At 62.4% G+C, this 24,442-nt stretch carries 29 protein-coding genes; 11 read left to right on the top strand and 18 right to left on the bottom strand.

The window, feature by feature from the left end:
- Positions 1 to 323: 323 nt before the first annotated feature.
- Positions 324 to 1,070, bottom strand: coding sequence for a hypothetical protein (locus ABRP88_RS06500; RefSeq protein ID WP_349836667.1), 747 nt, complete (start codon positions 1,068 to 1,070; stop codon positions 324 to 326).
- Between the two features lie 123 nt (positions 1,071 to 1,193).
- On the opposite strand from ABRP88_RS06500, the gene ABRP88_RS06495 reads away from it, so the two are divergent.
- Entirely contained in the window at positions 1,194 to 2,324 is a 1,131-nt protein-coding gene (locus ABRP88_RS06495; RefSeq protein ID WP_284769893.1) for an Mrp/NBP35 family ATP-binding protein, read from the top strand.
- Positions 2,325 to 2,336: 12 nt separating this feature from the next.
- Here the strand turns inward: ABRP88_RS06495 and ABRP88_RS06490 are convergent, their stop codons facing one another.
- From ABRP88_RS06490 to sigE, 3 genes are all read right to left on the bottom strand, one after another.
- Positions 2,337 to 2,858: a twin-arginine translocase TatA/TatE family subunit gene (locus ABRP88_RS06490; protein WP_349836666.1), complete on the bottom strand. Its 522-nt coding sequence runs from the start codon at positions 2,856 to 2,858 to the stop codon at positions 2,337 to 2,339.
- Positions 2,859 to 2,879: 21 nt separating this feature from the next.
- The gene (locus ABRP88_RS06485) at positions 2,880 to 3,335 is read right to left on the bottom strand and encodes an anti-sigma factor family protein (RefSeq protein WP_284769895.1); all 456 of its coding nucleotides are present in this window, start codon (positions 3,333 to 3,335) and stop codon (positions 2,880 to 2,882) included.
- 86 nt (positions 3,336 to 3,421) lie between these two features.
- Entirely contained in the window at positions 3,422 to 4,051 is a 630-nt protein-coding gene (gene sigE / locus ABRP88_RS06480; protein ID WP_005280118.1) for an RNA polymerase sigma factor SigE, read from the bottom strand.
- A 151-nt stretch (positions 4,052 to 4,202) separates the two neighbouring features.
- On the opposite strand from sigE, the gene ABRP88_RS06475 reads away from it, so the two are divergent.
- The 3 genes from ABRP88_RS06475 (at position 4,203) to ABRP88_RS06465 (ending at position 6,498) form a co-directional block, all read left to right on the top strand.
- Complete coding sequence (locus ABRP88_RS06475; RefSeq protein ID WP_023028631.1) at positions 4,203 to 4,850, top strand: O-methyltransferase; 648 nt, start codon at positions 4,203 to 4,205, stop codon at positions 4,848 to 4,850.
- A gap of 61 nt (positions 4,851 to 4,911) precedes the next feature.
- Positions 4,912 to 5,043, top strand: a complete 132-nt coding sequence (locus tag ABRP88_RS06470) for a hypothetical protein (protein WP_284769897.1) — start codon at positions 4,912 to 4,914, stop codon at positions 5,041 to 5,043.
- 12 nt (positions 5,044 to 5,055) lie between these two features.
- Positions 5,056 to 6,498: a GH32 C-terminal domain-containing protein gene (locus tag ABRP88_RS06465; protein WP_349836665.1), complete on the top strand. Its 1,443-nt coding sequence runs from the start codon at positions 5,056 to 5,058 to the stop codon at positions 6,496 to 6,498.
- A gap of 540 nt (positions 6,499 to 7,038) precedes the next feature.
- On the opposite strand, the gene ABRP88_RS06460 is transcribed toward ABRP88_RS06465, so the two are convergent.
- The 7 genes from ABRP88_RS06460 to dapE are packed head-to-tail and all read right to left on the bottom strand — an operon-like array spanning position 7,039 to position 11,807.
- The gene (locus ABRP88_RS06460; protein WP_349836664.1) at positions 7,039 to 7,908 is read right to left on the bottom strand and encodes a methyltransferase domain-containing protein; all 870 of its coding nucleotides are present in this window, start codon (positions 7,906 to 7,908) and stop codon (positions 7,039 to 7,041) included.
- Between the two features lie 9 nt (positions 7,909 to 7,917).
- Positions 7,918 to 8,085, bottom strand: coding sequence for a DUF3117 domain-containing protein (locus ABRP88_RS06455; RefSeq protein ID WP_005280113.1), 168 nt, complete (start codon positions 8,083 to 8,085; stop codon positions 7,918 to 7,920).
- 11 nt (positions 8,086 to 8,096) lie between these two features.
- Positions 8,097 to 8,402: a cell division protein DivIVA gene (locus ABRP88_RS06450; RefSeq protein WP_349836663.1), complete on the bottom strand. Its 306-nt coding sequence runs from the start codon at positions 8,400 to 8,402 to the stop codon at positions 8,097 to 8,099.
- A gap of 3 nt (positions 8,403 to 8,405) precedes the next feature.
- A complete protein-coding gene (locus tag ABRP88_RS06445; RefSeq protein ID WP_349836662.1) occupies positions 8,406 to 9,128 on the bottom strand; it encodes a glucosyl-3-phosphoglycerate synthase in 723 nt (240 codons plus the stop codon).
- Positions 9,125 to 9,937: a dihydropteroate synthase gene (folP, locus tag ABRP88_RS06440; protein WP_349836699.1), complete on the bottom strand. Its 813-nt coding sequence runs from the start codon at positions 9,935 to 9,937 to the stop codon at positions 9,125 to 9,127. The genes ABRP88_RS06445 and folP overlap by 4 nt, the downstream gene beginning before the upstream one ends.
- A gap of 14 nt (positions 9,938 to 9,951) precedes the next feature.
- A complete protein-coding gene (locus ABRP88_RS06435) occupies positions 9,952 to 10,716 on the bottom strand; it encodes an LOG family protein (protein ID WP_284769902.1) in 765 nt (254 codons plus the stop codon).
- Between the two features lie 2 nt (positions 10,717 to 10,718).
- Positions 10,719 to 11,807 (bottom strand): succinyl-diaminopimelate desuccinylase, encoded by a 1,089-nt coding sequence (dapE, locus tag ABRP88_RS06430; RefSeq protein ID WP_349836661.1) that lies wholly within the window; start codon positions 11,805 to 11,807, stop codon positions 10,719 to 10,721.
- An 88-nt stretch (positions 11,808 to 11,895) separates the two neighbouring features.
- Between dapE and ABRP88_RS06425 the strand changes: the two genes are divergently transcribed.
- The 5 genes from ABRP88_RS06425 to ABRP88_RS06405 all read left to right on the top strand — a co-directional run bounded on the left by ABRP88_RS06425 (position 11,896) and on the right by ABRP88_RS06405 (position 17,233).
- Positions 11,896 to 13,254, top strand: a complete 1,359-nt coding sequence (locus tag ABRP88_RS06425; RefSeq protein ID WP_349836660.1) for an amino acid permease — start codon at positions 11,896 to 11,898, stop codon at positions 13,252 to 13,254.
- A gap of 17 nt (positions 13,255 to 13,271) precedes the next feature.
- Positions 13,272 to 14,243 (top strand): 2,3,4,5-tetrahydropyridine-2,6-dicarboxylate N-succinyltransferase, encoded by a 972-nt coding sequence (gene dapD, locus ABRP88_RS06420; RefSeq protein ID WP_349836659.1) that lies wholly within the window; start codon positions 13,272 to 13,274, stop codon positions 14,241 to 14,243.
- A 101-nt stretch (positions 14,244 to 14,344) separates the two neighbouring features.
- Positions 14,345 to 15,676 (top strand): amino acid permease, encoded by a 1,332-nt coding sequence (locus ABRP88_RS06415; protein ID WP_349836698.1) that lies wholly within the window; start codon positions 14,345 to 14,347, stop codon positions 15,674 to 15,676.
- A 435-nt stretch (positions 15,677 to 16,111) separates the two neighbouring features.
- The gene (locus ABRP88_RS06410) at positions 16,112 to 16,957 is read left to right on the top strand and encodes a DUF559 domain-containing protein (RefSeq protein ID WP_349836658.1); all 846 of its coding nucleotides are present in this window, start codon (positions 16,112 to 16,114) and stop codon (positions 16,955 to 16,957) included.
- Positions 16,958 to 17,023: 66 nt separating this feature from the next.
- On the top strand, positions 17,024 to 17,233 hold the full coding sequence (locus ABRP88_RS06405) for a helix-turn-helix transcriptional regulator (protein ID WP_349836657.1): 210 nt from the start codon (positions 17,024 to 17,026) through the stop codon (positions 17,231 to 17,233).
- A 700-nt stretch (positions 17,234 to 17,933) separates the two neighbouring features.
- Here ABRP88_RS06405 and ABRP88_RS06400 read toward each other — a convergent pair.
- From ABRP88_RS06400 to ABRP88_RS06370, 7 genes are read right to left on the bottom strand one after another with little or no spacing between them, the layout of a single operon-like run.
- On the bottom strand, positions 17,934 to 18,494 hold the full coding sequence (locus ABRP88_RS06400) for a GtrA family protein (RefSeq protein ID WP_349836656.1): 561 nt from the start codon (positions 18,492 to 18,494) through the stop codon (positions 17,934 to 17,936).
- A 29-nt stretch (positions 18,495 to 18,523) separates the two neighbouring features.
- Positions 18,524 to 19,312 (bottom strand): pseudouridine synthase, encoded by a 789-nt coding sequence (locus ABRP88_RS06395; protein ID WP_349836697.1) that lies wholly within the window; start codon positions 19,310 to 19,312, stop codon positions 18,524 to 18,526.
- Between the two features lie 52 nt (positions 19,313 to 19,364).
- Positions 19,365 to 20,453 (bottom strand): succinyldiaminopimelate transaminase, encoded by a 1,089-nt coding sequence (gene dapC / locus ABRP88_RS06390; RefSeq protein WP_349836655.1) that lies wholly within the window; start codon positions 20,451 to 20,453, stop codon positions 19,365 to 19,367.
- A gap of 3 nt (positions 20,454 to 20,456) precedes the next feature.
- On the bottom strand, positions 20,457 to 20,780 hold the full coding sequence (gene fdxA / locus ABRP88_RS06385) for a ferredoxin (protein WP_023017724.1): 324 nt from the start codon (positions 20,778 to 20,780) through the stop codon (positions 20,457 to 20,459).
- A gap of 54 nt (positions 20,781 to 20,834) precedes the next feature.
- Positions 20,835 to 21,212: a hypothetical protein gene (locus ABRP88_RS06380; protein WP_284769912.1), complete on the bottom strand. Its 378-nt coding sequence runs from the start codon at positions 21,210 to 21,212 to the stop codon at positions 20,835 to 20,837.
- Positions 21,212 to 22,081 carry a PIG-L family deacetylase gene (locus tag ABRP88_RS06375; RefSeq protein WP_349836654.1) on the bottom strand — a complete coding sequence of 290 codons (870 nt, stop codon included), beginning with the start codon at positions 22,079 to 22,081 and terminating at the stop codon, positions 21,212 to 21,214. The genes ABRP88_RS06380 and ABRP88_RS06375 overlap by 1 nt, the downstream gene beginning before the upstream one ends.
- The gene (locus tag ABRP88_RS06370; RefSeq protein ID WP_349836653.1) at positions 22,071 to 23,690 is read right to left on the bottom strand and encodes an ABC transporter family substrate-binding protein; all 1,620 of its coding nucleotides are present in this window, start codon (positions 23,688 to 23,690) and stop codon (positions 22,071 to 22,073) included. The genes ABRP88_RS06375 and ABRP88_RS06370 overlap by 11 nt, the downstream gene beginning before the upstream one ends.
- A gap of 107 nt (positions 23,691 to 23,797) precedes the next feature.
- Here ABRP88_RS06370 and ABRP88_RS06365 point away from each other — a divergent pair, with 107 nt between their 5' ends.
- Positions 23,798 to 23,983 carry a hypothetical protein gene (locus ABRP88_RS06365; RefSeq protein WP_349836652.1) on the top strand — a complete coding sequence of 62 codons (186 nt, stop codon included), beginning with the start codon at positions 23,798 to 23,800 and terminating at the stop codon, positions 23,981 to 23,983.
- The gene (locus ABRP88_RS06360) at positions 23,961 to 24,437 is read left to right on the top strand and encodes a GPP34 family phosphoprotein (RefSeq protein WP_349836651.1); all 477 of its coding nucleotides are present in this window, start codon (positions 23,961 to 23,963) and stop codon (positions 24,435 to 24,437) included. Before ABRP88_RS06365 ends, ABRP88_RS06360 begins: the two co-directional genes overlap by 23 nt.
- Positions 24,438 to 24,442: the final 5 nt, after the last annotated feature.

Below are 24,442 nucleotides of genomic sequence, written 5' to 3'. Positions count from 1 at the left end.
CCAGTGAGGTTATTTCCTCACTGGGGCATTTTCATGCTTAATGCTATTTCATGGACGCTGTTGCCTTCGCCTCGCTAGGTTCGCTTCCAGCCAGCCGCCTACCCGCCCTTCGCGCTCACCGGCGAGGTGGAGGGGCATCGGCAAGCACCGCCCGTGAGCGTCAAGGGGAGCGGTGCAGCTATCGCAGAAATGGTGCGACGATTAGATTCGCCGGTTCGCCTACCCCACCCTTCGCGATCACGAAGAGGCCGAATGCACGCTAAAGCGCGCCTGCCGGTGAGCGCGAAGGGCGGGTGGTGGGTAGAACGAACCGCACCGATACCTTAGGAACTGCTCAGATCCGAGCCGCCGGAGGAGCCGGAATCGCTTTCTTCATTGACAATGTCCATTCCGGAAGCTTCCATCCATTCGTGGACGACCTTCTTCAGCTCTTCGCCATCCTCTATCGCCTCCACCATGTCAGAGATATCTTTTTGTGTGATGAATTTGGTGACCGCGGCGACGGATTTTTCCTCTTCGCGGTCAAAGAGGCTATCGCTATAGATGACCACGAAGTTTTCTGGCAGCTCTGATTGCGCATCCTCACAACCGTGAGCGCCGGAGGGCTCGACGGTGGCAAGTTGAGTGGGCAAGGTAGACATGAGTGCAATGTGGGTGCGGGCTAGGAAGTCCTCCCCGCCCGGCTCACTGTCTTCTTCTGCCTTTTTATATTCCGCCGAGATATCGCGCGCCTCACCGGGATTAAAGTGGCTTAAAAAGCTGCCAGTGCACCCAACGTAAAAATTGCCTTCCGGGTTTAGGGAACTGCCCTTGCCTCCATGTGTTTTGAAGGTTTCTTCTTTCTTCAGCTCGGCTATGCGTCCTTCCTCCAAGAGCGACTGCCGGAATACCTCGCCTAAGATGAGCTGATCTGTTTCTGCAGGGTCAACGACGATCTGCACCTGTTCCGGTTCGGATTGTGCCGCAGCGGGGCTGGTCTCGACCTTGTCGGAGCAGCCAGCAAGCAGCGCAGCGCCTACCACCGCGGTAACAGTAGCGCGGGCATATCGACGGGCGGGGCTGCGCTTCACTGAGGGTGCTCCTTCTAATTTTTCTAGTTCACCGATACAAACGGATGGATTTAAACGTCCCACAGAGTCTACCGTGCAGGCGTGTTTACCTGAGGTAGCGCCGTGACTAAGATGGCAAGAGTTATGTCTAGCTCTATTACCGAATCAGCCGTACGCGAGGCTCTTTCCCACGTACAGGATCCAGAAATCGGCCGCCCCATCACCGAACTCAATATGGTGAAATCGGTCGATATCGAAGGAAACGACGTCACCGTTGGCATTTATCTGACCATCGCGGGCTGCCCCATGAAGTCCACCATCGAGACCAATACCCGTGCCGCGGTCGAGGATATCGACGGCGTTGGCAAGGTCACCGTGACCATGGACGCGATGAGCGATGAGCAACGCCGCGAGCTGAAGCAAAAGCTACGCGGCGGCCAGGCCGAACCCGAGATTCCCTTTGCGAAGCCCGATTCGACGACCCGCGTATTTGCGGTGGCGTCGGGTAAGGGTGGCGTCGGCAAGTCCTCGATGACCGTCAACCTTGCCGCAGCGCTGGTGGATAAGGGCCTGAAGGTCGGCATTGTCGATGCCGATATTTACGGCCACTCCGTGCCCAGCCTGCTCGGCTCAACCGACGGCCCCACCGTGCTTGATGATGAAATGCTGCTGCCCCCCATCTCCCACGGCATTAAGCACATCTCGATTGGGCAGTTCGTGGAGGGTAACGCGCCCGTCGTCTGGCGCGGGCCCATGCTCCACCGCGCGCTGCAGCAGTTCTTGGCGGACGTATTCTGGGGCGACCTCGATGTCCTCCTCCTCGACCTGCCTCCGGGTACCGGCGATGTAGCGCTGTCCGTTGCGCAGCTCATCCCGAATGCGGAGCTGCTCATCGTCACCACGCCGCAGGCCGCTGCAGCAGAGGTAGCCGAGCGCGCCGGTTCCATCTCCCAACAAACGCGCCAGCGCGTGGCCGGCGTGATTGAGAACATGAGCGCCATGGTCATGCCGGATGGCTCCACCATGGATGTCTTTGGTGAAGGCGGCGGCCAGATCGTCGCAGACCGCCTCGGCGTCATCCTGGGCCACGAGGTGCCGCTGCTGGCGTCCGTACCGCTGGATCCGTCACTGCGCTCGAATAGCGACGCCGGCACACCCATCGTGCTCGAAGCACCCGACTCCCCTGCCGCAAAGGAAATCAGGGCAGTTGCTGATAAGCTCGCCATCCGCTCCGATTCCCTCGTGGGCAAGAGCCTCAACTTGGGCGTGAACTAAGAGCGCGTTGTATTAGGTAACGTCGCTCCACTCAGAGCCGCCGCCGGTGGAATCTTCCCCACCGCGCTGCGGCTTTTGTTGTTGCTGGGGCGGCTGCTGGGTGGTTTCGGTGGTATCGCCATATACCTCGGCATAGTTAAAGGTGGGCCGGGCAGCACCATTGTTGTCTTGCGCGCGCTGTTCGGGTTCTTTCGGCGCGGTGCCGGATTTGATATCTTCGGCCATCTTCTGGGGATTGAAGTCGTCCCAAGCGGCATCGTCGCCATCGAAAAGCGCCTTGGTAATAGCACCCTTCGGGCCTAACCGCGTCCACTGTGCAGCTTGGTTGAGCGGGCCACGGATATCGTCGAATTCCGCGGAGATGGACCCCATCTCGCCGTTGAGCTCGGCCTTCGCATTATTGATGGCCTTGCGGGCGGCGTAGATGGCCGCGCGCACGTCCTTGATAACCTCCGGCATGCGCTCTGGACCGATGATGACGATGCCGAGGAGGACAATGACAATAATCTCGGGCCAGCCAATGGAAGAAAACACGGTTAAATCCTCGCCCTCCGTTTAGTTCTGTCCGCGCTGATTGTGTTTAATCGCGCGTACCACCGTCTCGACTTTATCCAGGAAATCCTGCTCCGGCCGGTGCGCCGGGGTCGACGCATCGGGGCCCGGCGCCACACCCTCTGTAGCCATTCCCGCCAGTTTGGCCAATAAGGACTGTGGGGCCTTCACCGCGGAATCATCACTGCAGTGGCGCACCCACTCGGAGGCATGGCGCTGGTGGTGCACGTCGGCGCGGCATTCCGCGCAGTGGACCAGGTGGATGCGCACGCGGTGCATGGCTTTGGGCTCCATCTCCCCGTCCACGAAGGCAACGACGGCCTCTGGGCCGAGGTGGCCGATGGAATCGCTGCGCCGCGCCCGCGCCTTTGCCTTATCCCGGGCCTTCGCCTGCGCGGGGGTAAAGTCACCCCGCACGCTGAGCCTGGAGAGGGTGCGGCGTCCGCGCAGTGAGTCCATCGACACCCCTCCTCACGTTCATGCCACAGCCGGATTACTCACACTTAATCCCCCTGCCACGCGGCAGGGGAGCTAACGATTCGATTCTAGCGCGTGCGCAACAAGATGCGCGCTTCCGCATTGGTCTGTGCCTCTTTTTCCAGCGCCGCACGCAGTTGGGAGCGGCCGCGGTGGATGCGTGAGCGCACCGTGCCCATCTTCACGCCGAGGGTTTCGGCGATTTCGTCATAGCTCATGCCTTCGATATCACACAGAACCACGGCGACACGGAAATCCGGCGCCAGGCTATCCAGCGCGGACTGCAGCACGGGATCCAGGTTGGCCACGGTATAGGCCTGCTCCGGGGTCATATCCGTACCCGGAACGCGCTCATAATCCTCAGGTAGGGACTCCATGCGGATCTTGGAGCGGTGGCGCACCATATCCAAAAAGAGGTTCGTGGTGATGCGGTGCAGCCAGCCTCCAAAGGTACCCGGTTGGTACTTATCTAAAGAGCGGAAGACACGCATAAAGGTCTCTTGGGTGAGATCCTCGGCATCCTGCTGGTCACCGGATAAACGGTAGGCCAAGCGGTACACGCCATCGGCGTGCTCTGCCACCAATTCGGCCCACGAAGGCATCGTGGCTTCCCCAGCATCGAACGCCGCGGTACCGGTCAACTCCACGTTCGGATCGGTGGAGGCAACGGACTCGGCATCGCGCTTCGTTTCTGTCATGGGTGTCATTTTTCTATACTCGGCGCGGAAACTCCAGCTGCTGCGCTGATAATATCCTGTGAGTCCGTCACATACTTCCCACAGACCACAATTTCGCTGGCTGCGCGCGTTTTTGCCACCCTTTCGCGCAACTTTACCTATTGTCTTAATCGTGACTACTACCGCATATGACGCACTGCGCTCCTATATCGATTCCACCAGTGAGCCTTCGGCGGCTCTCCGCGGAGCCCGCGACCACGCCGAGGAATACGGCCTGCCCGTCCCGGATGAATCCACCGGTCAGCTTCTCACCACGCTGACGGCAACCTCCTCCGGCGTGGTAGACCGCCCCCAGGCCGTGGCGATTACCCCTGCCGCCTCCGTCGTCGGTCTCTACCTGTTCGCGGGCATGCCAGACAACGGCATCCTCACCTGCATCGACCCTGAGGCCGAGCACCAGCGCAGCGCCAAGGCCGCCTTCCGCGAGGCAGGCTACGCCCCCACCCGCGGCCGCTTTCTCCCCTCGCGCCCCCTCGACGTGCTCGGGCGCCTGGCCACCGAGGCCTACCAGGTCATTTACGCGGACGTCGCCGCCCTCGACCTCCCCGCCCTCATCAAGGCGGCCTGGCCCCTGCTGCACCAGCACGGCACGCTCGTGCTTGCCAATGCGCTTCTCGATGGCACCGTCGCCGACACCTCCCGCACCGACCGCGATACCGCCGCCGCGCGCGAGGCCGATGAATACCTCCGCGAACTCGAAGGCGCCACCGTGACCCGGCTCCCACTGGGTTCGGGGCTGACATTGGTAACGAAGCTTTAAAGGGGGCATCGGCAAGCGAGGGCCCTGCACGCGCTAAAAGATATCCGTATTCTGGGTGTACATGACAGCCGGACACTGCCCCATAAAGTCCTCGCCCGCGCACGGCGGCGAAACCACCGCGTGGCAGGTCAACGAGTTTCCTCCCTGGCGTGGCTGCCACCCCAACCCAAGCTTGAACCCGCACCTGATTTAAGAGAGGAATGCCGTGACGACTCACCGCCCCGAACTCCACTTCATCCCCGATGCCGGCATCCTAGATGCACCCGCCGGTGTCCTTCGCGATGGCGATACGTGGCACATGTTCTATCAATATCGCCCCACTTCCGATGCCCCCGCCCGCTGGGGACACACCTATTCGGAGGAAGCGCCGTTTAACTGGCTGGACTGCGATGATGTCCTCGCACCCGTCGGCGGTGAGCTCGCCCTCCGCGCGGGTTCCGTGGCCCAGGGTGAGGACGCTACCAACCTCTATTTCACCTCCGTGACCGCGACCGGCACCTCCATTCGCCTCGCGCGCTATTCCGGCATCGACGATGTCTGCGAGGTCTCCGATGACTCCTCGGCCCTCGACCCCAACGTCGTGCGCTTCGGCGAGGTGGCCGGCAATACCACCGACCACACCCGGTTCCGCTCGCCCTCCGTCGTGCCCGATTGGGCCACCGATGACCGCGAAGACGGCCACAAGGGCTGGCTCATGTTGGCGCTTTCTGGCCGCACCGAAACCCCGCAGCCGGTCATTCTAGAAAGCCATGACGGCATCTCATGGTCCCTGCGCGGTAGCCTTACCTTTGAGGGCGACCCAGGCTTCCTCGACGGCGAAGTGCCTGCCAATTCCCCTATTCCTCCGGTGGTTTCCCCGCGCATCGTGCGCCTGCGCGATGAAGTCGACGAAGAAATCTACGACGTCCTCTTTGTCACACTCGAGCGCGACGGCCGCGATGTTTCCGGCTACCTCGTGGGTCAGCTGGAAGACACCACCTTCACGGTGGTTTCCGGATTCCGCCGCGTGGACTTCGGCCACGATTTCTCCCGCCCGCGCAATACCAACGCCACCGCAGGCACGATCCCTGAAGAAAGGCGCTACGAGCGCGCCGTCATCCTCGGCCTTCTCAACGGCAATGGCCGCGGCGACGACGCCACCCAACACGCCTCTTGGGATGCCGAAGGCTGGTCGAATGCCCTCTCCCTGCCGCGCCAGGTCACGCTCGAGGGCGGCGTCTTGTACCAGGCACCGGCCACCGGCCTGCCCGAGGCGGTCAAGCTTTCGGATTACGCGCGCTCCTGGACCGGCGTCATGGAGGTTCCCACCGGCTCCAGTGTCACCATCACCCTTCTCGATGGCAACGGCGACCCCGCCGCCACCATCTGCCACTCCGGCGAGGAAATCAACCTCGATCGTTCCATGAACAAGGCCTTCGACCACTTCTTCGCTGATTCCGCTCCCGCCACAGCCACGCTTGCCGATGGCGACTCCGATACCCTCACCATCATCCAAGACGGTTCCACGGTAGAGGTATTCGTCGACGGAGGCCTCATCGCCATGGCCTCCCGCGTCTATTTCGACGGCGGCTGCTCCGGCATGGACGTCGAGACCACCGGTGATGCAGTCATCGAACAAGACTGGCAACGCTCCGGCTCCAAGCTCTAATACTGCTGCCCTCCTTCCCGGCCACCCGCCTCTCGGCCCCCGCCTTTCTGCCCAAGCCTGTCGCCACGCGCCTTTCGGCCCCGCCCTTCGCGCTCACCGGCGAGGCGGAGGGGCATCGGCAGGCAGCTCCCCGTGAGCGCCAAGGGAGGGTACGGTAGCCGGCCAACCGCTCACTCGCCCTTCACGCTCACCGGCAAGAGACTCCAGCCACCAGAATGTGCTCGCCGTGAGCGCGAAGGGCGGGTATTCCTTCCATCTGACCCCAGGACCGACCGCACGGCTCAAATGATGCTGTCCTTAGCCGCATTCTGCACCCTCGTTTTCCGTCACCCACCGTCCTGTCGTACCACCCGCCCTTCGCGCTCACGGGCAAGGTGGAGGGGCATCGGCAAGCTGTTCCTCGTGAGCGCCAAGGGAGGGTACGGTGACTGGCCGATTCCACACCCGTCCTTCGCGCTCACCGGAAGCGAAAAAGAACCGCCCCGCGCGCTGCTGGTGAGCGCGAAGGGCGGTACAGGTTGCCGCGAGGCAGGTGTGCGATTAGGAAACGGCGCGGAGGCGGTCCAGCCGGGCTCGGGCGGTGACCGTCAGCGTGGGAGGAAGGGCGGCCATGCGCTCGGCGAGCTCGTCGGCGCTGATGTGGCGAGCGGACGGGCTCATTCCTACCTGTGCGGCGATAGCCGCCTTGTCCAACTGGATGGGGAAGGAAATATCAACCGGATCGGCGGCTTGCTCGAGGTGGCCTTCCGCCTGCTCATACATGCGGTCAACCTTGCCCTCTTCTACGCCGAGGATGCCGAGGGGTTCGCGCAGCTCATCGAGGTGTCCGGCGCCTGGGGTCAGGACGATGACTTGGCCGCCGGGGGCGAGGACGCGCTGGAATTCGGATGGGTTGCGCGGGGCGAAGACCACGGAAATGGCATCGATGGATTCATCGCGGATGGGAAGTTGCTGCCAGACATCGGCAACCACGGCACCCACGCGTGGGTGGCACTTGGCCAGGTGCTTGGCTGCGTGCGGGGAAATATCGAGCCCGACGCCGCGCGCGCCGTCGATGGAATCAAGCGTGTGGGCTAGATAGTAGCCGGTTCCGGCGCCGACCTCGAGGAGCGAAGCGGGCGTAGATGCAGACAGCGAACTAGCGTCGAGCGCGTCTTGCACCGCGCCGGTCACAGACTCGACGAAGGGCGCGAAATGGCCGGTGGCTAGGTACGCTTCGCGGGCGTTGACCATATCCATGTCATCGCCCTTGTGCTTGAGGCCAGCACCGGCCGCTAAGGTCACATACCCTTGCTTGGCCACATCAAAGGAATGGCCGGAGTCCGAAACGAGGCGGGAAAAATCATCGGCGCCGGAAAGCGCCGTGCCGTCGTTTGGATCGGCCAGAATATCGACGATATGAGAAAGCATGTATCCAGACTAGCTAGAAACCTCGGTCAACAAAGAACCGAGCTCCGCGGCCTCTTCTTTGTTCAGCTCGATAACGATGCGCCCGCCGCCGTCAGAAGGGATGCGCATGACGATCTTGCGGGATTCCACCACCGCTTCCATTTCGCCGCCAGTGGTACGTGGCTTCATTGCTGCCATAGTAGGGCTCCTTAACTATCTTCGTTTCTATCCAGCTTAGTCCCTTTTTGCCCGCTTTTCCGCGCGGCCGCTAATTCTTGCTCAAGTTGCGCGAGCAGATCATCGACCTGATCCTGGCGGTACCCGCACGGGACGACCTCGAATTGCACGTCCTCAAAACGGCCCTGAGCTGCGGCGGCGCGGTTATTTTCCAACACCTTCTGCGGCTCATCGGGCGGGTCCATCACGGTCCCGGGCCCAAAAATCGAGCCCCACAGCCACGTTCCGATCACGATGAACGCAATGAGCACCACGATGAGCACAATCCAGGACAGCATGGCTTAAATCCTACCTAGCAGCGGCGGGCGCTGAGCAATTGGCGCTCCCACCCCGGCGCGCGAGAGCAGCGTGCGCGCCACGATATCCGCCATCGGTGCCAGCTCATGAAGCGGCCGGTTGCGGTGGACTCGAGTGCCTAGGTCGACTTCTGTCAGCCCGCCGCGCTTGCCGATGTCCACCAGCAGCCCCGCTTCCACCCCATAGCCCTCCACGAAGGGCACCTCTAGCGCGGCAGAGCGGCGGATCGCGTACTCGCCGCCCAAGGGCTGATCGATGTGGGCTAGCTCTGGGAAGAACTGCCGGATGAGTGGCTTTGCGGTGAGTTCGGTCACGCGCCCGCCGCCGGTGGGTTGGCCGTTGAGGCTGCGGCGATAGCGGGCCTTGACCATGGTTACGCTGGGATCCTCAAAGGGCGCCGCGAGTGCTGTGACCATGCCGGGCGCAGCGGATTCTAGGTCGGCGTCGATAAATACGACAATGTCTCCGCGCGCGGCGGCGACCCCGCGCCAGAGGGATTCGCCCTTGCCGGGGCGCGGCGGTTCGGGCAGGATATCGCGCCAATTGCGCACATCGGCACCGGCGGCGCGCGCCACTGCGGCGGTCTCGTCGGTGGAGTCGGCATCGATGACGAGCACTTCGAGGGGGTCATCGGCAAGGCAGGCGCGGATAACGCCGGCCACGGTGGATTCCTCATTGAGCGCCGGGATGATGACGGAAACGCTCATGCGAGCCCGCGCGTGGTGTCAAGGGGCGTGGCCGTGCCCTGGATGGCGGCGGTCATGCGGATGACGTCGACCGTCTCAGCGACCTCGTGGACGCGGAAGGCGGCCACCCCGTGCGCTGCGGCCCAGGCCGTGGCGGTGAGCGTTCCGGCGACGCGGTCTCCTACTCCGCGCGCGAGGGTCTCGCCCACGAAGTCCTTATTGGATAGCGCCATGAGCACGGGCCAGCCGGTAGCGACGATCTCGTCGATACGTCGCAGGAGCTCTAGGCCGTGATAGGTGTTTTTGCCAAAGTCGTGCGTGGGATCGATGAAGGTGAGAGCTTCGGGGCAGCCAAGCCCCGCGGCCTTTTCCGCCAGGGCGGTGGTCTCTGCAACGACGTCAGCGACGACATCATCAAAGTGGACTCGGTGCGGGCGGGTGCGCGGGGTAATCCCGCCGGTATGCGAGCACACGTAGCCCACGCGGTGGTGGCCGGCGACCTCGATAAGCTGCGGATCCCAGCCGGCCCAGGTGTCATTGACCAGCCCTGCCCCAGCGGCGATGGCGGCCTCGGCGACCTCGCTGCGCCAAGTGTCGACGGAAATAAGTACCTCCGGGTGGCGCTCGTGCACGCGGGCGATGGTGGGCACGACGCGGTCGATTTCTTCCGCGCTATCCACTTCCTCGCCCGGTCCGGCCTTGACTCCGCCGATATCGATGATGGAGGCTCCCGCCACAATGGCCTCATCGCAGCGCTTGAGGGCGGGGTCCATGTCAAAGGTGGCCCCCTTGTCATAAAAGGAATCCGGGGTGCGATTGACTATCGCCATCACGCGCGCGAGGCTCAACGCGGCTCCCTAATGCGTTTATCGCTCATCACCTTGTGGCGCTCGATGATATGGGCGACGGCCTCATCGGGGTCATCGGTAAGCAGGAAAAGGCCTTGGTCGTCTTCGTTGATATACCCACCGGCGGCGAGGGTATTTTTAATCCATTCCAGCAGGCCAGACCAGTACTCTGTACCCATGAGCACGATGGGATAGTTAGTGACCTTACCGGTTTGAACCATGCAGAGAACCTCGAAGAACTCATCCATGGTGCCCATGCCGCCGGGCAGGCAGACGAAGGCCTGGGAGTACTTCAAGAACATGGTCTTGCGGGCGAAGAAGTAGCGGAAGTTCAGGCCCAAGTCCACGTACTTATTGAGGCCCTGCTCGTGCGGCAATTCGATGCCGAGTCCCACCGAGAGGCCATCGCCCTCGTGCGCACCCTTATTCGCCGCCTCCATGATGCCGGGGCCGCCGCCGGTGATGACGGCGTAGGCGCATTCAGCGAGCTTGCGGCCGAGTTCTTCGGCCATCTGATAGCTCGCATCCTCAGGCTTGGTGCGCGCGGAGCCAAAAACCGTCACTGCCTTGGGCAGCTTAGCCAGCGCATCAAAGCCGGCGACGAATTCGCCTTGGATGCGCAGCACGCGCCACGGATCGGCGTGCTGCCACTCGTGGTCCGCGCCGGATTCCAGCAGGCGCTGGTCAAAGGTGGAGCCTTGTTCTCCCTCGCTGCGCAGCAAGAGCGGGCCGCGCAGGGTACGCATGTGGTCAGGGGTCATTTTTATCCCTTCAAGTAATTAAGCAGTGCGGTAGAAACTTCAGTGATTTGCGCCGTGGGCACCTGCTCGTCCTTCTTATGCGCAAAGCCAGGATCGCCGGCACCGAAATTTACGGCGGGAATGCCTATCTCAGCAAAGCGCGAGACATCGGTCCAGCCGAACTTGGCGCGGACGTTGCCGCCGACGGCATCGACAAGCGCGCGTGCCGCAGGCTGCCCCAGGCCAGGCAGGGCGGCACCGGCGATGTCATCGATCTCTATGGTGACGTCCTCATGCTTGCCGATGACCCCCTTCATGTACTCCAACGCCTCCTCCGTACTGCGGTCCGGGGCGAAGCGGAAGTTGACGAACATCCATGCCTCGTCCGGCAAGGTATTGGTGGCCACGCCGGCCTCCAGGTGGACGATGTTCAGGCCCTCGCGGTAGGTGCAGCCATCGATGGTGACCTCGCGCGGCTCGTAGTCCGCAATGCGGGTCATGACGGGGGCGAGCTTGTGCGCGGCGTTGGAGCCGAGCCACGCGCGGGCCGAGTGCGCGCGGGTGCCATGCGCCGTCACGCGCAGGCGAATCGTACCCTGGCAGCCGGCCTCGACCATTGCGCCGGAGGGCTCGCCGAGGAGCGCAAAATCGCCCTGCAACCACTCGGGGTGATCCTTTTGCAAGTGGCCCAGCCCATTAAATTCAGTGGATACCTCTTCGCCCTCATACGCAATGACGGTCAGGTCATGCTGGAGCTCTTCCGATTCATGCAGGTGAGCAAAGGCGTTGAGGTATACTGCCATGCCGGATTTCATGTCCACGGTGCCGCAGCCGAACATGATCTCGGCACCATCTTCGGCGGTGTCCATGCGATGCGGTACGTTATCTGCCAATGGAACGGTATCGATGTGGCCTGCAAGAATCACGCGGGAATCCATCCCGCGGTTCGTGCGCGCACACACGGTATTGCCAAAGCGGGCGACCTCCACGTCTAGACCACGCAGGGCTTCTTCCACCGCATCCGCGATGGCCTCCTCGTGGTGGGAGGGGCTTGGGATATCGACTAGCGCCTTGGTCACTTCAATGGGGTCGGCATATAGATCTAAAGTCACAAGCCGCCATGGTAGCGCCCCGCTGGGTCCGTTGCATTGTGTAATGTTCACTTCACTGCAAAAAATAACCTCTCACAAGGTGGTAATTATGGCCGAAGCCACACAATTGAAATCGCGACACCTCACCATGATGGGCCTTGGCTCCGCGGTGGGTGCCGGTCTCTTCTTGGGCGTCGGATTGGGAATCCAAATCTCCGGCACCTCGGTGCTCATCTCTTATGCCGTCGCCGGCATCCTCATCGCGCTCATCATGTGGATGCTCGGGGAAATAGCCGCAGCGCGTCCCTCCCTCGGTTCCTTTTCCACCTACGCCGGCCAGGCCTTCGGCCACTGGGCGCGCTTTACGATGGGCTGGATCTACTGGTTCATGCTCATCATGGTCATGGGCGCGGAAATCACCGGTGCCGCAGCAATCATCGGCAATTGGTTCGATATTGCACCGTGGATTCCCGCGCTTATCGCGGTGGCCTTCTTCGCCGTGGTGAACTTCGCCGCAGTGCGCGGTTTCGGTGAATTCGAGTTCTGGTTTGCCATCATCAAGGTCGCCGTCATCATCGCCTTCCTCGTTGTCGGCATCCTCATGGCACTCGGCATCCTGCCCGGCATGGATCTCTCCCGCGCTGGAACCAACTTCACCGATAACTTCCTACCCAATGGCATGCCCGGCTTCGCAGCGGGCCTGCTGGCCGTGGCCTTCGCCTTCGGTGGAATCGAGCTGGTGACCATCGCAGCCGCCGAGTCCGAGGATCCAGCCCGCAACGTGGCAACCGCGGTGCGCGCCATCATCGTGCGCATCATGATCTTCTACATCGGCTCCATCGTGGTCATCACCATGGCCTTGCCGTTTAGCCAGATCCAAGATGCCGACGCCGCCGCCAATTCACCGTTCACCTTGGTGCTCGAGGCCGCCAAGATTCCTTTCGCCGCCGGCTTCATGGAGGCCATCATCGCGCTGGCCCTCCTGTCCGCCTTCAACGCGCAGATCTACGCCACCTCTCGCCTGGTCTTCGACATGGCCAAGGACCACTGCGCGCCAAAGTTCTTCCTCAAGACCAACCACTCCGGCTCCCCCATCAACGCCGTCATCTTGTCCATGATCTTCGCCTTCGCCTCGGTGGGCCTCCAGTTCTGGAACCCGCCGGGACTGCTGGCCTTCCTCTTCAACGCCGTCGGCGGCTGCCTCTTGGTGGTGTGGACCTTCATCGTCGCCTCCTTCCTCAAGCTGCACCCGCAGTTGAAGGCGAACGGCGAGCTCACGGACATCCGCGTGCCCGGCTACCCCTGGCTACCGTGGGCGACCGCCACCGCGCTGGCCGCGCTGACTATCTTCATGCTCTTTGACCCCTCCGCCCGCAACCAAGTCATCGCCGTCATCATCCTCTTTGCCGCGCTCGTCGCCTTGTCCTTCGTGGTTCCCGCGGACAAGCGCGAACAAGTTCGGCAGTAATTGCTAAGCTAGCCACCATGACTTCTGCATCCGCACGTGGCCTGGCAACCATTACCCACGACGGCACCGTCTTGGACGTTTGGTTCCCAGCAGTTCATACCGATAAGCAAGTAGAGACCACCGGCACGACGCGTCTGGAGGAGACTCCGCAGCAGTTCTCCGCCCTCGTCGGCCCCGATGAAGAGCGCGGCGTGGCTCGCGTGGCGGTGGAAACCACCATCGCTGACCTCGACGAGGCACCTACCGATACCTACAACGCCTACCTGCGCCTCCATCTGCTCTCCCACCGTGAGGTAAAACCGCACGGCCTCAACATGGACGGCATCTTCCGCCACCTCAACAACGTGGTCTGGACCAACTACGGCCCCTGCGCCGTCTCCGATTTCCAGATGGTGCGCGGCCGCCTCGCCTCCCGCGGCCCCGTCGTGGTCTACTCCGTGGATAAGTTCCCCCGCATGGTGGACTACGTTGTCCCCTCCGGTGTGCGCATCGGTGATGCCGATCGCGTCCGCTTGGGCGCCCACCTGGCAGAGGGCACCACGGTCATGCACGAGGGCTTCGTCAATTTCAACGCCGGTACCCTGGGCGCTTCCATGGTGGAAGGCCGCATTTCCGCGGGCGTCGTCGTGGGCGATGGCTCCGATATTGGCGGCGGCGCCTCCATCATGGGCACCCTGTCCGGCGGCGGCAAGGAAGTTATTTCCATCGGCGAGCGCTGCCTGCTCGGCGCTAACTCGGGCATCGGCATTTCGCTTGGCGATGACGCCGTTGTCGAAGCCGGCCTCTACGTCACCGCCGGTACCAAGGTCGCCGTCTTTGGCAAGGTGGCTGAGGCCCTGGGCGTCGGCAATGGCGAGGCCGTTAAGGGTTCCCAGCTCTCCGGCGCCTCCGGCCTGCTGCTGCGCCGCAATTCCGTCTTCGGTGCCGTCGAGGCCGTGGAGTGGAATGCTGAGGCCGTCGCACTGAACGAGGACCTCCACAAGAATTAACGCCACCCCAATTCCAGTGCCCTGCGGCCGAGAAATACCATGGAGAAGTGTCTGATAACTCTTCTACCCTTGGTTCTGGCCTGAAGGTCCGCCACCTGACCATGATGGGGCTTGGCTCCACCATTGGCGCCGGTCTCTTCCTCGGCACGGGCGTCGGCATTTCCGCCGCCGGCCCAGCGGTGATCATCGCCTACGTGATCGCCGGCTTCCTCGCCATCCTCGTGATGCAAATGCTTGGGGAGATGGGAACGGTCATCCCCGCCTCCGGCTCCTTTTCCGAATACGCCGAGCACGGCATCGGCCGCTGGGCGGGCTTTACCCAAGGGTGGATCTACTGGTGCGCCACAGTCGCCGTCCTCGGCGCAGAAATCACCGGCGCCGCAGGTTTCATCGGCTCGTGGTTCGACGTGCCTCCCTGGATACCCGCCGCCATCTGCGTCGCCGTCTTCGGCCTCGTCAACCTGCTGCGCGTGCGCACCTTCGGCGAATTTGAGTACTGGTTCGCTCTCATCAAGGTCGTCGTCATCATCGCCTTCCTCATCATCGGCGCCCTCCTCATCTTCGGCCTCCTGCCGGGCCACACTTTCGTGGGCACATCCGTCTTCCTTGCCGATGGCTTCATGCCCAACGGCCTCGGCGGCGTCGCCGCCGGCCTGCTCGCCGTAGCCTTCGCTTTCGGCGGCATCGAGGTCGTCGCCATCGCGTCCGCCGAATCCGAGGACCCCGAAAAGTCCCTGGTCAACGCTGTGCGCTCCACCATCTTGCGGATCTCCGTGTTCTACCTGGGCTCCGTCCTGGTCATCACGTTCCTGCTTCCCTATTCCAGCCTGGACGCCGCCTCCACCGCCGCCGAATCGCCGTTCACCATGGTCCTCGACCGCGCCGGCATTCCCGGTGCCGCCGGCATCATGGAGGTCATCATCGTCCTCGCGCTGCTATCCGCTTTCAACGCGCAAATCTTCGCCTCCTCCCGCATGATGCACTCGCTCGCCTCCCGCGGCGAGGCTCCACGCATTTTCGCCGCCACCAATACCGAGGGCGTACCCACCACCGCCATCGCCCTATCCGTTGCACTTTCCGCGCTCATGGTCGTGCTCAACTACGCCGATACTGGCTGGTTGCTCACCTTCATGCTCAACGCCGCCGGCGCCTCCCTGCTCGTCGTGTGGGTCTTCATCGCCGTCAGCCAGCTGCGCCTGCGCCGCCAACTCGAGGCCCTGCATCCCCTTCCCATCCGCATGTGGGCCTTCCCCTACCTCACCTGGTTCGCCCTCGCCCTCTTCGCGGCCATCGCGGTGCTCATGCTTACCGATGCCACCGCCCGCACCCAACTCCTCTCCGCCGCCGCCATGTTCGCGGTGCTCGCCATCGCGGGCGTGCTCAATTCCAAGGCTCGCGGCATCGACCCGACCTCCACGCTTCCGCTGACCTAGCTTTTGTCTCCAGCCCTACCCTTGGCGCCCTACACCACCTCGCATCTACCTCCACCGTTCGCATCCGCCCCGCCCTCACGCCTGCCTCCCCGCCCTTCGCGCTCACCGGCGCAGGGCGGGGTGTTCCGTTTTCACCTCTCAGTGAGCGCGACGGATGTGGGGGCCGTCCTCCGCGCTCATGGGGAGGCGAAATGGGCATCGGAAAGCGGAAGCGGTGAGCGTGAAAGGGGGCTGGCCGGCACACTCACCCTCGCGCTCACCAGGGGCCGCTTAAGGGCCCACGCCTGGCCGCCGGTGAGCACGAAGGGAGGGTGGAAGGAGGTTATCCACAGAGCGGCGAGGAAAAGAGAGCGCGAAACCTCAAAATAGGCGGGTTATCCACAGGCTGTCGGACCCCGTCTGGACGAGGAGGCGGCCGCTTTTTAAGTTGAAGCCATGGGGGCATGGACAACCAAGCAGTTGCGCGAACAGGGGCTGGGCAAGGACGCGATTCGGCGGCGGGTGCGCGCGGGCAAACTGTACCGCGTTCACCGGGGGATTTATACCGATGAATGGACGCCGCTGGCCGTGGCGAAGGCGCTGGCGCATGGGCTCAGTCGTATTTATTTTACGGGAAAGACCGCGCAGGAGATTCACCTCGACCGGCCGCTGACGTTTCCGCTGGAGGCAGAGGGACCGCGCACGCTGCGGGGTAAGAATTTCCGGGTTTCACATTCTCGACTCAAGGCAACGAGACTGGTCAAAGGGCTTCCGGTGGTTCAGGTTCTGTGGGCTGCTCGCAAGATTGCTAGAGCCTGTGGCCCACTGCTGGAGGAGTTCTATCGCGGCGAAAAGGGACCCGGCCGGCTGGAGCGGGACCGCAAGCGAATGGGCCGGACACCGCGCGCGTTGAAAGAGACGATTCGACTCTCCGCCATCGGCGCGGATAGTCCGCCGGAGCGGAAGGTGAGCCGTGCCCTGCGCACCGAAGGCATTTTCCCTATTCACAACGCCCTAGTGTGTGGCTACCGCTTCGACCTACTGATGGGCAAGCTCATCGTGGAAATCGATGGTTGGACCTACCACAACCACAGCATCGCGTTCCAGGCCGACCGCTCCAAACAGAACGCCGCGACCGCGCATGGGTACACGGTTTTGCGCTTTACTGCCGATGACGTCAGGCACCACCTTGACCAAGTCATCCTCCTCATCAAAGCCACCCGTGACCTGCTCAAAGGCCGCAAGCCACAGCTTCCCACTTCCGCCACGCAGCCGTATTGGCACTGGCATCTGTGTGTTTAATCCTTGTCATAGTGTCAAGTTTCCTTTCACATTAGGTCACGTAACCATGACAAGAGAGGTGATGATGTGGCCGGACAACCCAACATGGTCCGCAAGTGGCGGCGCTGGCGCGAATGGTCGCAAGGCGAACTAGCAGTGCGCGTCGGCGTCTCCCGGCAAACTATCGCAAATATCGAACACGGCAACAACTCCCCGTCCGTGCACCTCGCGCTGGACATCTGCTACGAGCTAGACAAAACAGTCGAAGAAATCTTTGGAGCTGGACAACATGATTAACGCCATCGCCAGCATGTCCCTCAACCAAATCGAGCGCGACATCCTCGCATGGTGCTCCCGGCCGCCTCAGGCTCCTCGCCTTGCTCACCATCATCCCCTCCATCGCCGGCACTTCCCACAGCACCACCTGGATGCGCAGGCACATCACCACCCCAACCGAACGGTAACCGCCCCTCTACCTCATCCCGATGTTCCTCTACTTCGCCGGCATTGCCTACCACGCCTTCGCGCTTTCCGATGCCGCCACGACGCTAACCTCGAGGACTAGTCCCCCACCTCCCACCTTCGGGGACACCGCCACCCGCCCTTCGCGCTCACCGCGGACGGCGGGTGGTCTTCGTATGCTGCTCCCCGTGAGCGCGAAGGGGGCCCGGCGTCAGCAGCTCCCAGCCTCCCCATCCTTCGCGCTCACGAGCAAGAGGTGTCGCCGGCGGTAACTATTGCCGGTGAGCGCGAAGGGCGAACGCTCCCCTGCCGCTCACCGAGCAAACATGGCGTCGATGAACAGTACTCCAGCGTGAGCGCGAAGGGATGAGTGTCGCGGGCGCACTTGCTTGGCGATGCCCCTCCCCGCCCTTGCCGCTCACCGGCGGCATAAAAAGACCCCAGCAGCCCACGCTGGTGAGCGCGAAGGGCGGCTGGGACGGAAGCTGCCCCGCCAAAGCCAGAGCGGGGCGGCGGGCCGAGCCAAGAGCGGGGGTTAAACCGGCGCGACCTCGTCGACGACGACGGGTTTATTCGGCTTGGAGCGGAACGTCCAGAGCTTGTTGATAATGAAGTTGATGGGCATCGCAACGACAATGGAAATGGTCTGCGCCCAATAGGACTTGGTGCGCAATCCGGTGGAGTTATCGAAGACATCGGTGGGCAGACCCACGGGCGAGTTGGGGTTCATGAGCAACGTCAGGATGACCTGACTGACGATAAACGCCCCGATTCCCGCCAAAAGGAACGGGAAGAAACCGCGAATCCAAGACACCTTGGACACGGTACGGAAGGTCCACATGCGGTTGAGCTGGTAGTTCCAGGTATTGGCTACGAGGAAGGAGATGGTGGCAAAGACGTGGTACCAGCGAATGTGGAATGCAGAACCGAAGAGGTTCATGAAGGGATCTTCGGCAAAGATATCCGCCGCGCCAAAGAGTTTCTGCGCGAGGAAATACACGAAGAGGTTGACCGCGGTTCCCGAGCCGCCGACAAGACCAAACTTGAGGAATTGCCCAAAATTGGACGCAAAGCGCGCAACGCTGAGGTCTGCCATGGGCCGCCTTTCTTGCCGGAGATTAGTAATTACCTGATTGTAGTTCCTAAGCCACGCGAACTGAAAAACTGACGCTCCGAATGTGATGAAGGATCTATAAAAGATATAGTTTCGTGCAGCAAGTAAAGCGGGCGGGAGAAGTCATAGAGGTCGAGTGGGCGCGGCGCGGGATATGTGTCATCGCCGATGAGCGGATGCCCAAGATGATTCAGCAGCACCCGCAGCTGGTGCGTATGCCCAGTCCGCGGCCACATAGTCACCTCCCGCCCCGCAGCGCGCACATACGTCGAGGTAGGCGTGCCATTATCGGCCACGAGCACCTGCCTGCTGCCCCGCGGCTTGTACATGGGCAGCTGAATTTCCTCGTCACAGAAAAGCGGCTGCTTGACGATGCCCCTATACCTCTTCACCGCCCTCCCCTCCAGGAAAATGCGCTGGTAGGCAGCCCGCGTGGCGGGATTGCGCGAGCAGATGACAAGGCCGGCGGTGAGGCGGTCGAGGCGGTGAAGCGGCACGATATCGTCTTCGCCGAAGTCTACGCGCAGCCGGGTTTGCAGGGTTTCGCGCTGCAAGCGGCCATTCGTAGTGGTGGGAAGAAAGTGCGGCTTATCGGCAACAATGATATCTTCATCCGCGTGGACTACGCAGTAGTCAAAGGGAATCGGCTCCTCCGGCGGGACGGAGGGGTGATACCACGCGGGGATGGGGCGCGAAAGAACCGCGCCCGCGGGAAGAAGCGTTCCCTCTGGAAAGGGCGAATCGCCCGCGCGGGCGGCCCAGTAGTCGCCCTCGCGCGGAACGCGTTCGCGCAGAACCACCTTGCGGGAAGAAATCCCCTCCCGCGCAGGCGGGCGAAAGGCGCGAGGCGAGTTAGGCACTGGCGAGGCGTTCGACGGCGGCGCGCACCCGCTCGTCGGTGCCGTTTAAGCCAATGCGCACGTGTTGTGCGCCCGAGGGGCCGTAGAAATCGCCAGGTGCGGCGAGGATGCCCAGGGAAGCCAACCAGTCGATGGTCTCGCGGCAGTCTTCGCCGCGGGTGGCCCAGAGGTACAGGCCAGCATCGGAGTGGTCGATGGTAAAGCCCGCCTTGATAAGCGCCTGCATCAATTCGGCGCGGCGCGCAGCGTAGCGCTGGCGCTGGAGGGCTTCGGTGGGGTCATCGTCAAGCGCGGCCACCATCGCTGCCTGAATCGGGCCTGGCACGATGAGCCCGGCGTGCTTGCGCAGCTCCAAGAGCTCCGTGATGAGATCGTTATCGCCGGCGAAGAATCCGGCGCGGTAGGAGGCCATATTCGCGGACTTGGACAGCGAATGCATGGCGATAAGGCCGGTATTATCGCCGTCGGTCACGCGCGGATCCAGGATGGATACCGGCGGGTTGTCGTCATTCCAGCCCAAGCCCATGTAGCACTCGTCGGAGGCGATGATTGCGCCGGTCGAGCGGGCCCAGGCCACGATGCGGCGCAGCTCCTCTACCCCAGCTACGCGGCCGGTGGGGTTGGACGGGGAATTGATGAATACCAGGGAGGCATCCTGAAAGTCGTCGTCAGCGCGCAGCGGAGTGGCCCCGGCGAGAAGGGCGCCGACCTCGTAGGTGGGATAGGCCACCGAGGGGAAGGCGACGGTCTCGCCGCGCATGCCCAACAGGGTGGGCAGCCACGCGATGGCCTCCTTCGTGCCCACTACGGGCAGGACGCGGTCCACGTCCATGCGGTAGCGGCGGCGCAGGGCGGAGGCGATGGCTTCGCGCAGCTCGGGTGTGCCCTGCGTTTGCGGGTATCCGGGGGCCTCGGCGGCAGAGGACAGCGCCAGCTGCACGCCGGGGGCAACCGGATCTACGGGGTTGCCCACCGAAAGGTCAACGATTCCATCTGGATGCGCCTGTGCCTTCTTTTTGGCGCCAGCCAGCGAGTTCCAGGGAAAATCCGGAAGCGATTGTCCTAGCGGTGTGCGGGCCATGAATTACTCCTGATTCTGTGGGGGCAGCGCGGCTACCATTGACGCATCGAAATCTTGCGGGCCGAGGGCTGCCGCTCCACCGGGAGAGCCCAAGTCATCGAAGAATGCTGCGTTGGCATCGTTGTAATCGATCCACTCATCGGGAACGTCATCCTCGTAGAAGATGGCTTCTACCGGGCATGCGGGCTCGCAGGCACCGCAGTCCACGCACTCATCTGGGTGGATGTAGAGCATGCGTTTGCCTTCATAAATGCAATCGACGGGGCATTCCTCAACACAGCCGCGGTCCATTACATCAACGCAAGGTTGAGCGATTGTATAAGTCATGGAGAATCCTTGAATCTTCCTGATTTCATGGGTTTGGGGATGAAATATAGTATGTCACTTCTGCTTTAGGAAAGGCCAAACGCCGCCGCCGATTCCGGCCAAAAGCAGGAGCAAGCTGAGAATATTATTGCCCACGATGACATCACCGGTAATCGGAACCAGCAGCATAAGCGCGAAAAATCCCAGGCCCCAGACGATGGTGGGGATGGCCGTGATGTAAGTACGATCACTCCACAGCCGCGCGGTGCGGGTTAGCACCACGTTGAAGGCCGCGGCGATGAGGATGGTGATGGGAAACGCTATGCTCGCACCATCAGCCAGCGGAATCCGGGCGGTGAGGTAAATGACCTCCAGAAATAGCGATAGCAGGGCGCCGAGAGAAAGCCAGATAAGGCCTGTAACCTGCTCGCCGCGGCTAAAATCAGCGCGCATTACAGCTCCCCCAGGAGGTCGGTTGCGGGCTCGCCCCGGCCGAGTTGGAAGTATTCGGCACGCAGCAACGGCATGAGCAATCTATTGGACAGGCAGTAGGCCCCGGGCACCGCGGCGGGGTCGTGGACAGCGGCGACGGCGGCCTCGGGGTTGGTGGCGGTGGTGCTGCCATCGGCCAGCCAGATTTGCGTGGCGTGGGCGCGCATGGCGGCGCGTTTGGCGTGGAGGGCGGCATCGTCAAGCGCAAAGCTTAGGTCGGCGCCGGCGGTGGTGAAATTATCCAGGTACGCGGCACCGGGTTTGCGCCAGCCCGCGGGCGCGTCGAGGGTCTCCAGGCCGGCGTAATTGGCGGCGCGGTCAAAAATCGCCCACCAAATGCGCGTGCTTGCCGATGCCGCCTTTTCCACCACCCTATGCACCGCAACGTGGTCCGGGTGGTTATAGCCGCCGTCTGGTCCATAGGTCAAGATGGCGTGTGGTTTGAGTACATCTAATTCCGCGCGGAGCAGATCTACCGCCTCATCCAAGCGATTGACCAGCGCGCGGGGGTTGCCGTGGGAGGGCGATCCCACCATGCCGGAATCGTGGAAGTGGCCGAATCCTCCCAGTTGGATACCCTCCACTCCTAAAGCGGAGAGGGCGCAGGCCAATTCGCGGGCGCGGAAGCCACCGAGCTGGTGGTGCTCGGCCAGGCCTTGGTAAGGCGCACCGATGATCTCGCCGTCCTCGCCGAGGGTAAGGGTGATGACCGTGACCTGCGCACCGCGCGCGGCCAGGGTGGCGAGGGTGCCGCCGGTAAATAGCGTCTCATCATCAGGGTGCGCGTGCACTGCAACAACGCGGTAGCCCGCCAAGTCCTTAGTCCTCATCTATCCTCCAAACCGGCGCTGTGACCAGTCCTTTATCCCAATCATCAATACTTTGGCCGGGGCCTACAATACCCTCCCCTAGCGCGTGCACACGCGTTTCATCTAAGAGCGGGACGTATAACACGTCCTGGGCATTGATCTCGCGGATTCGCCCCAGCGCGGTGGAAGGGCTTATCTTTCCGGAGAGAATGTCCATGCGTGTTTCGGCGGCATTGTCGGGGCAGAACCCGGAGAGGTCCCCGGCGAGCGGTTGGTCTTCGGCGCAAGTGAAGACATTCGCGGCCGAGAGCGAGGTTAGGGTGATATCCTCCCAGGTCACCACCGCATCCACCTTGCCTTCAGGAAGCAGCTTAGAGGTAATGGTGGTGAGCCGGTCGGTCGTGACCTCAGCGGGGATGCCGTGGGCCTCGAGGACATCGTAAAGCGTATTTGCCGCAGCCAAAGCCGTGGGGCTGGTCGGATCGACGGCGAAGCGGATAGGCTTCTTGCTGGCGCGTTCGCGCAGGGCCGTCAGGTTTGCCTCCCCTGAGACCGGATTATGCCCGGCTTTCAGGTTGGACGCGCGGCCGGTGGCGAGCCGGGCGACCTGTTCGGTATCGATAAGCGAGGCCACCCCGCGCCGCGCGGCGGCGTCCTCCAAGGCTCCTTGCTCGGTGGACATGTGCAAGCGCAGCTGGCGCGGGCGGGTAACCGTCTTATCGCTCACATGTCCCAGCAGGCCGAGCGCTTCCTGCGAGGTTTGACCCGGGGTAAAGTCCGCGAACCCAATCTGGCCAGAGCGCAGCATATTGAGCGCCTGGGTACTATCGCGCACCTCGCGCAGCTGGACGACGTCGATATGAGCTGGATCGGCGCCCCAGAAGCGGTCATTGCGGTTGAGCGTGATGACCCCGCGGCTGCGGTCCACGCTATCGACCGAGAAGCGGCCGGCGGAGGCGGGGATGTCATTGGCCAGTACCGAATCAAAATCGGAATTTTGCAGCAGGTGCGAGGGAAGGAGCTGATTGAATAGCTGCTTCCAATCCTTAACCCGCTCTGCAAAATCTACCGTGACCACACGTCCGCCATCGGATGTGGTCACCGCGGAAATGGCGCGGTAGCCCGCAGGGTCTTTAACGCCTGCGGTCGTGGTCATTTTCTTCCACAAGTAGCTGAAATCCGCGCCGGAAATCGGGGTGCCATCGGACCACTGCGCGGGAGAGGCAATAACGTAGCGCACCCGCTGGGCCACGCCCTCCGGCGCGGTGACCTCCGCGGCAGATTCCAGGACGTCCGTATCCATGCGTCCCCAGTGGAACGTTGAGGGCAAAACTAGCTCCGCAATCTGATCTACTAGCTCGGAGTTATTGGCCACCAGGTGCGGGTTGAGGCCGGCTCGCAGCGGATCGACACCGATGGAAATGGTGGGCCGCGACTTATCTTCCTCCGCGCGCGGCGGCTCATCGTCCGTCGCGGTCGTCGTTGATGACGTTTCCTGGGCGGTAGATTCATGTTCGTCCGAGTCTTCTACCACCGGCGGTGGGCCAGGATTGGCCGAACACCCGCTGACAAACGCGAGGCCGATGGCGGCAGCGGCAGCAAGTGCACGGGCCTTGAGACTATTTTTCATCGCGGACTACTTTAGTACCTTCTTCCCGCCCCACGAAGATTCTGCGCGCTAAACTCGTACGAAATCACCATTGAAGGGATCTCCTCACCACGCTCATCTGCCAAGAAATGTTCCTCCTGCTTACCAAGGACAACGGTAAAAAGGAGGTGCTTTCCAATAACGAGACCGCCCTGCGCGCCGGCCTTTTTAGCGATTTGCTCCTGTGCGAAGCAGTTGCCATAACTGCAAAGAATAAGGTGCACGCCACGGATAAAAAAGCCAGAGCACCCGGTGCTTTCTTGGGCATGGGATAGCCTGCACGAGCACCGGACCAGCTCGGTCAAGACACTGCTGCAGGCGGGGTGGTTCTCCCCGCGCGAGAAGATTGCCCAGGATTTTCAGGACCGCGGCCAATTGGAGATTGAGGATGCCGCGTGGTGGCAGCTGGGCGGCGACCGTTACATCATGACGGATACGTCGCTAGAAGATGAGGTGCGCGAGAGGCTCGCGGCGGTGCTTAACGGCACCCAAAAACCAAGTGCCAAAGACATGATTATCTTGGATATTCTCCGCGAGATTAAAGGGGCCTATCCCCTGCTCAAGGAGGATGCGCCCGAAATGAAACGCCGGGAGATGCGCAACCGCATCAAAGAATTAAAGCAACAGGTGGAATACGACGATGCCGCCGCCTCTGCGGTAAAAACCATACTGCAGGAGACGACGGCGATTATCGCGGCGGCTGCGGCATCAACCGCAGCCACCACTTAGACCGA

Source organism: Corynebacterium sp. KPL2734 (assembly GCF_040225595.1).
GTDB lineage: Bacteria > Actinomycetota > Actinomycetes > Mycobacteriales > Mycobacteriaceae > Corynebacterium > Corynebacterium rhinophilum.
This window is presented reverse-complemented; position numbering and strand designations above follow the sequence as displayed.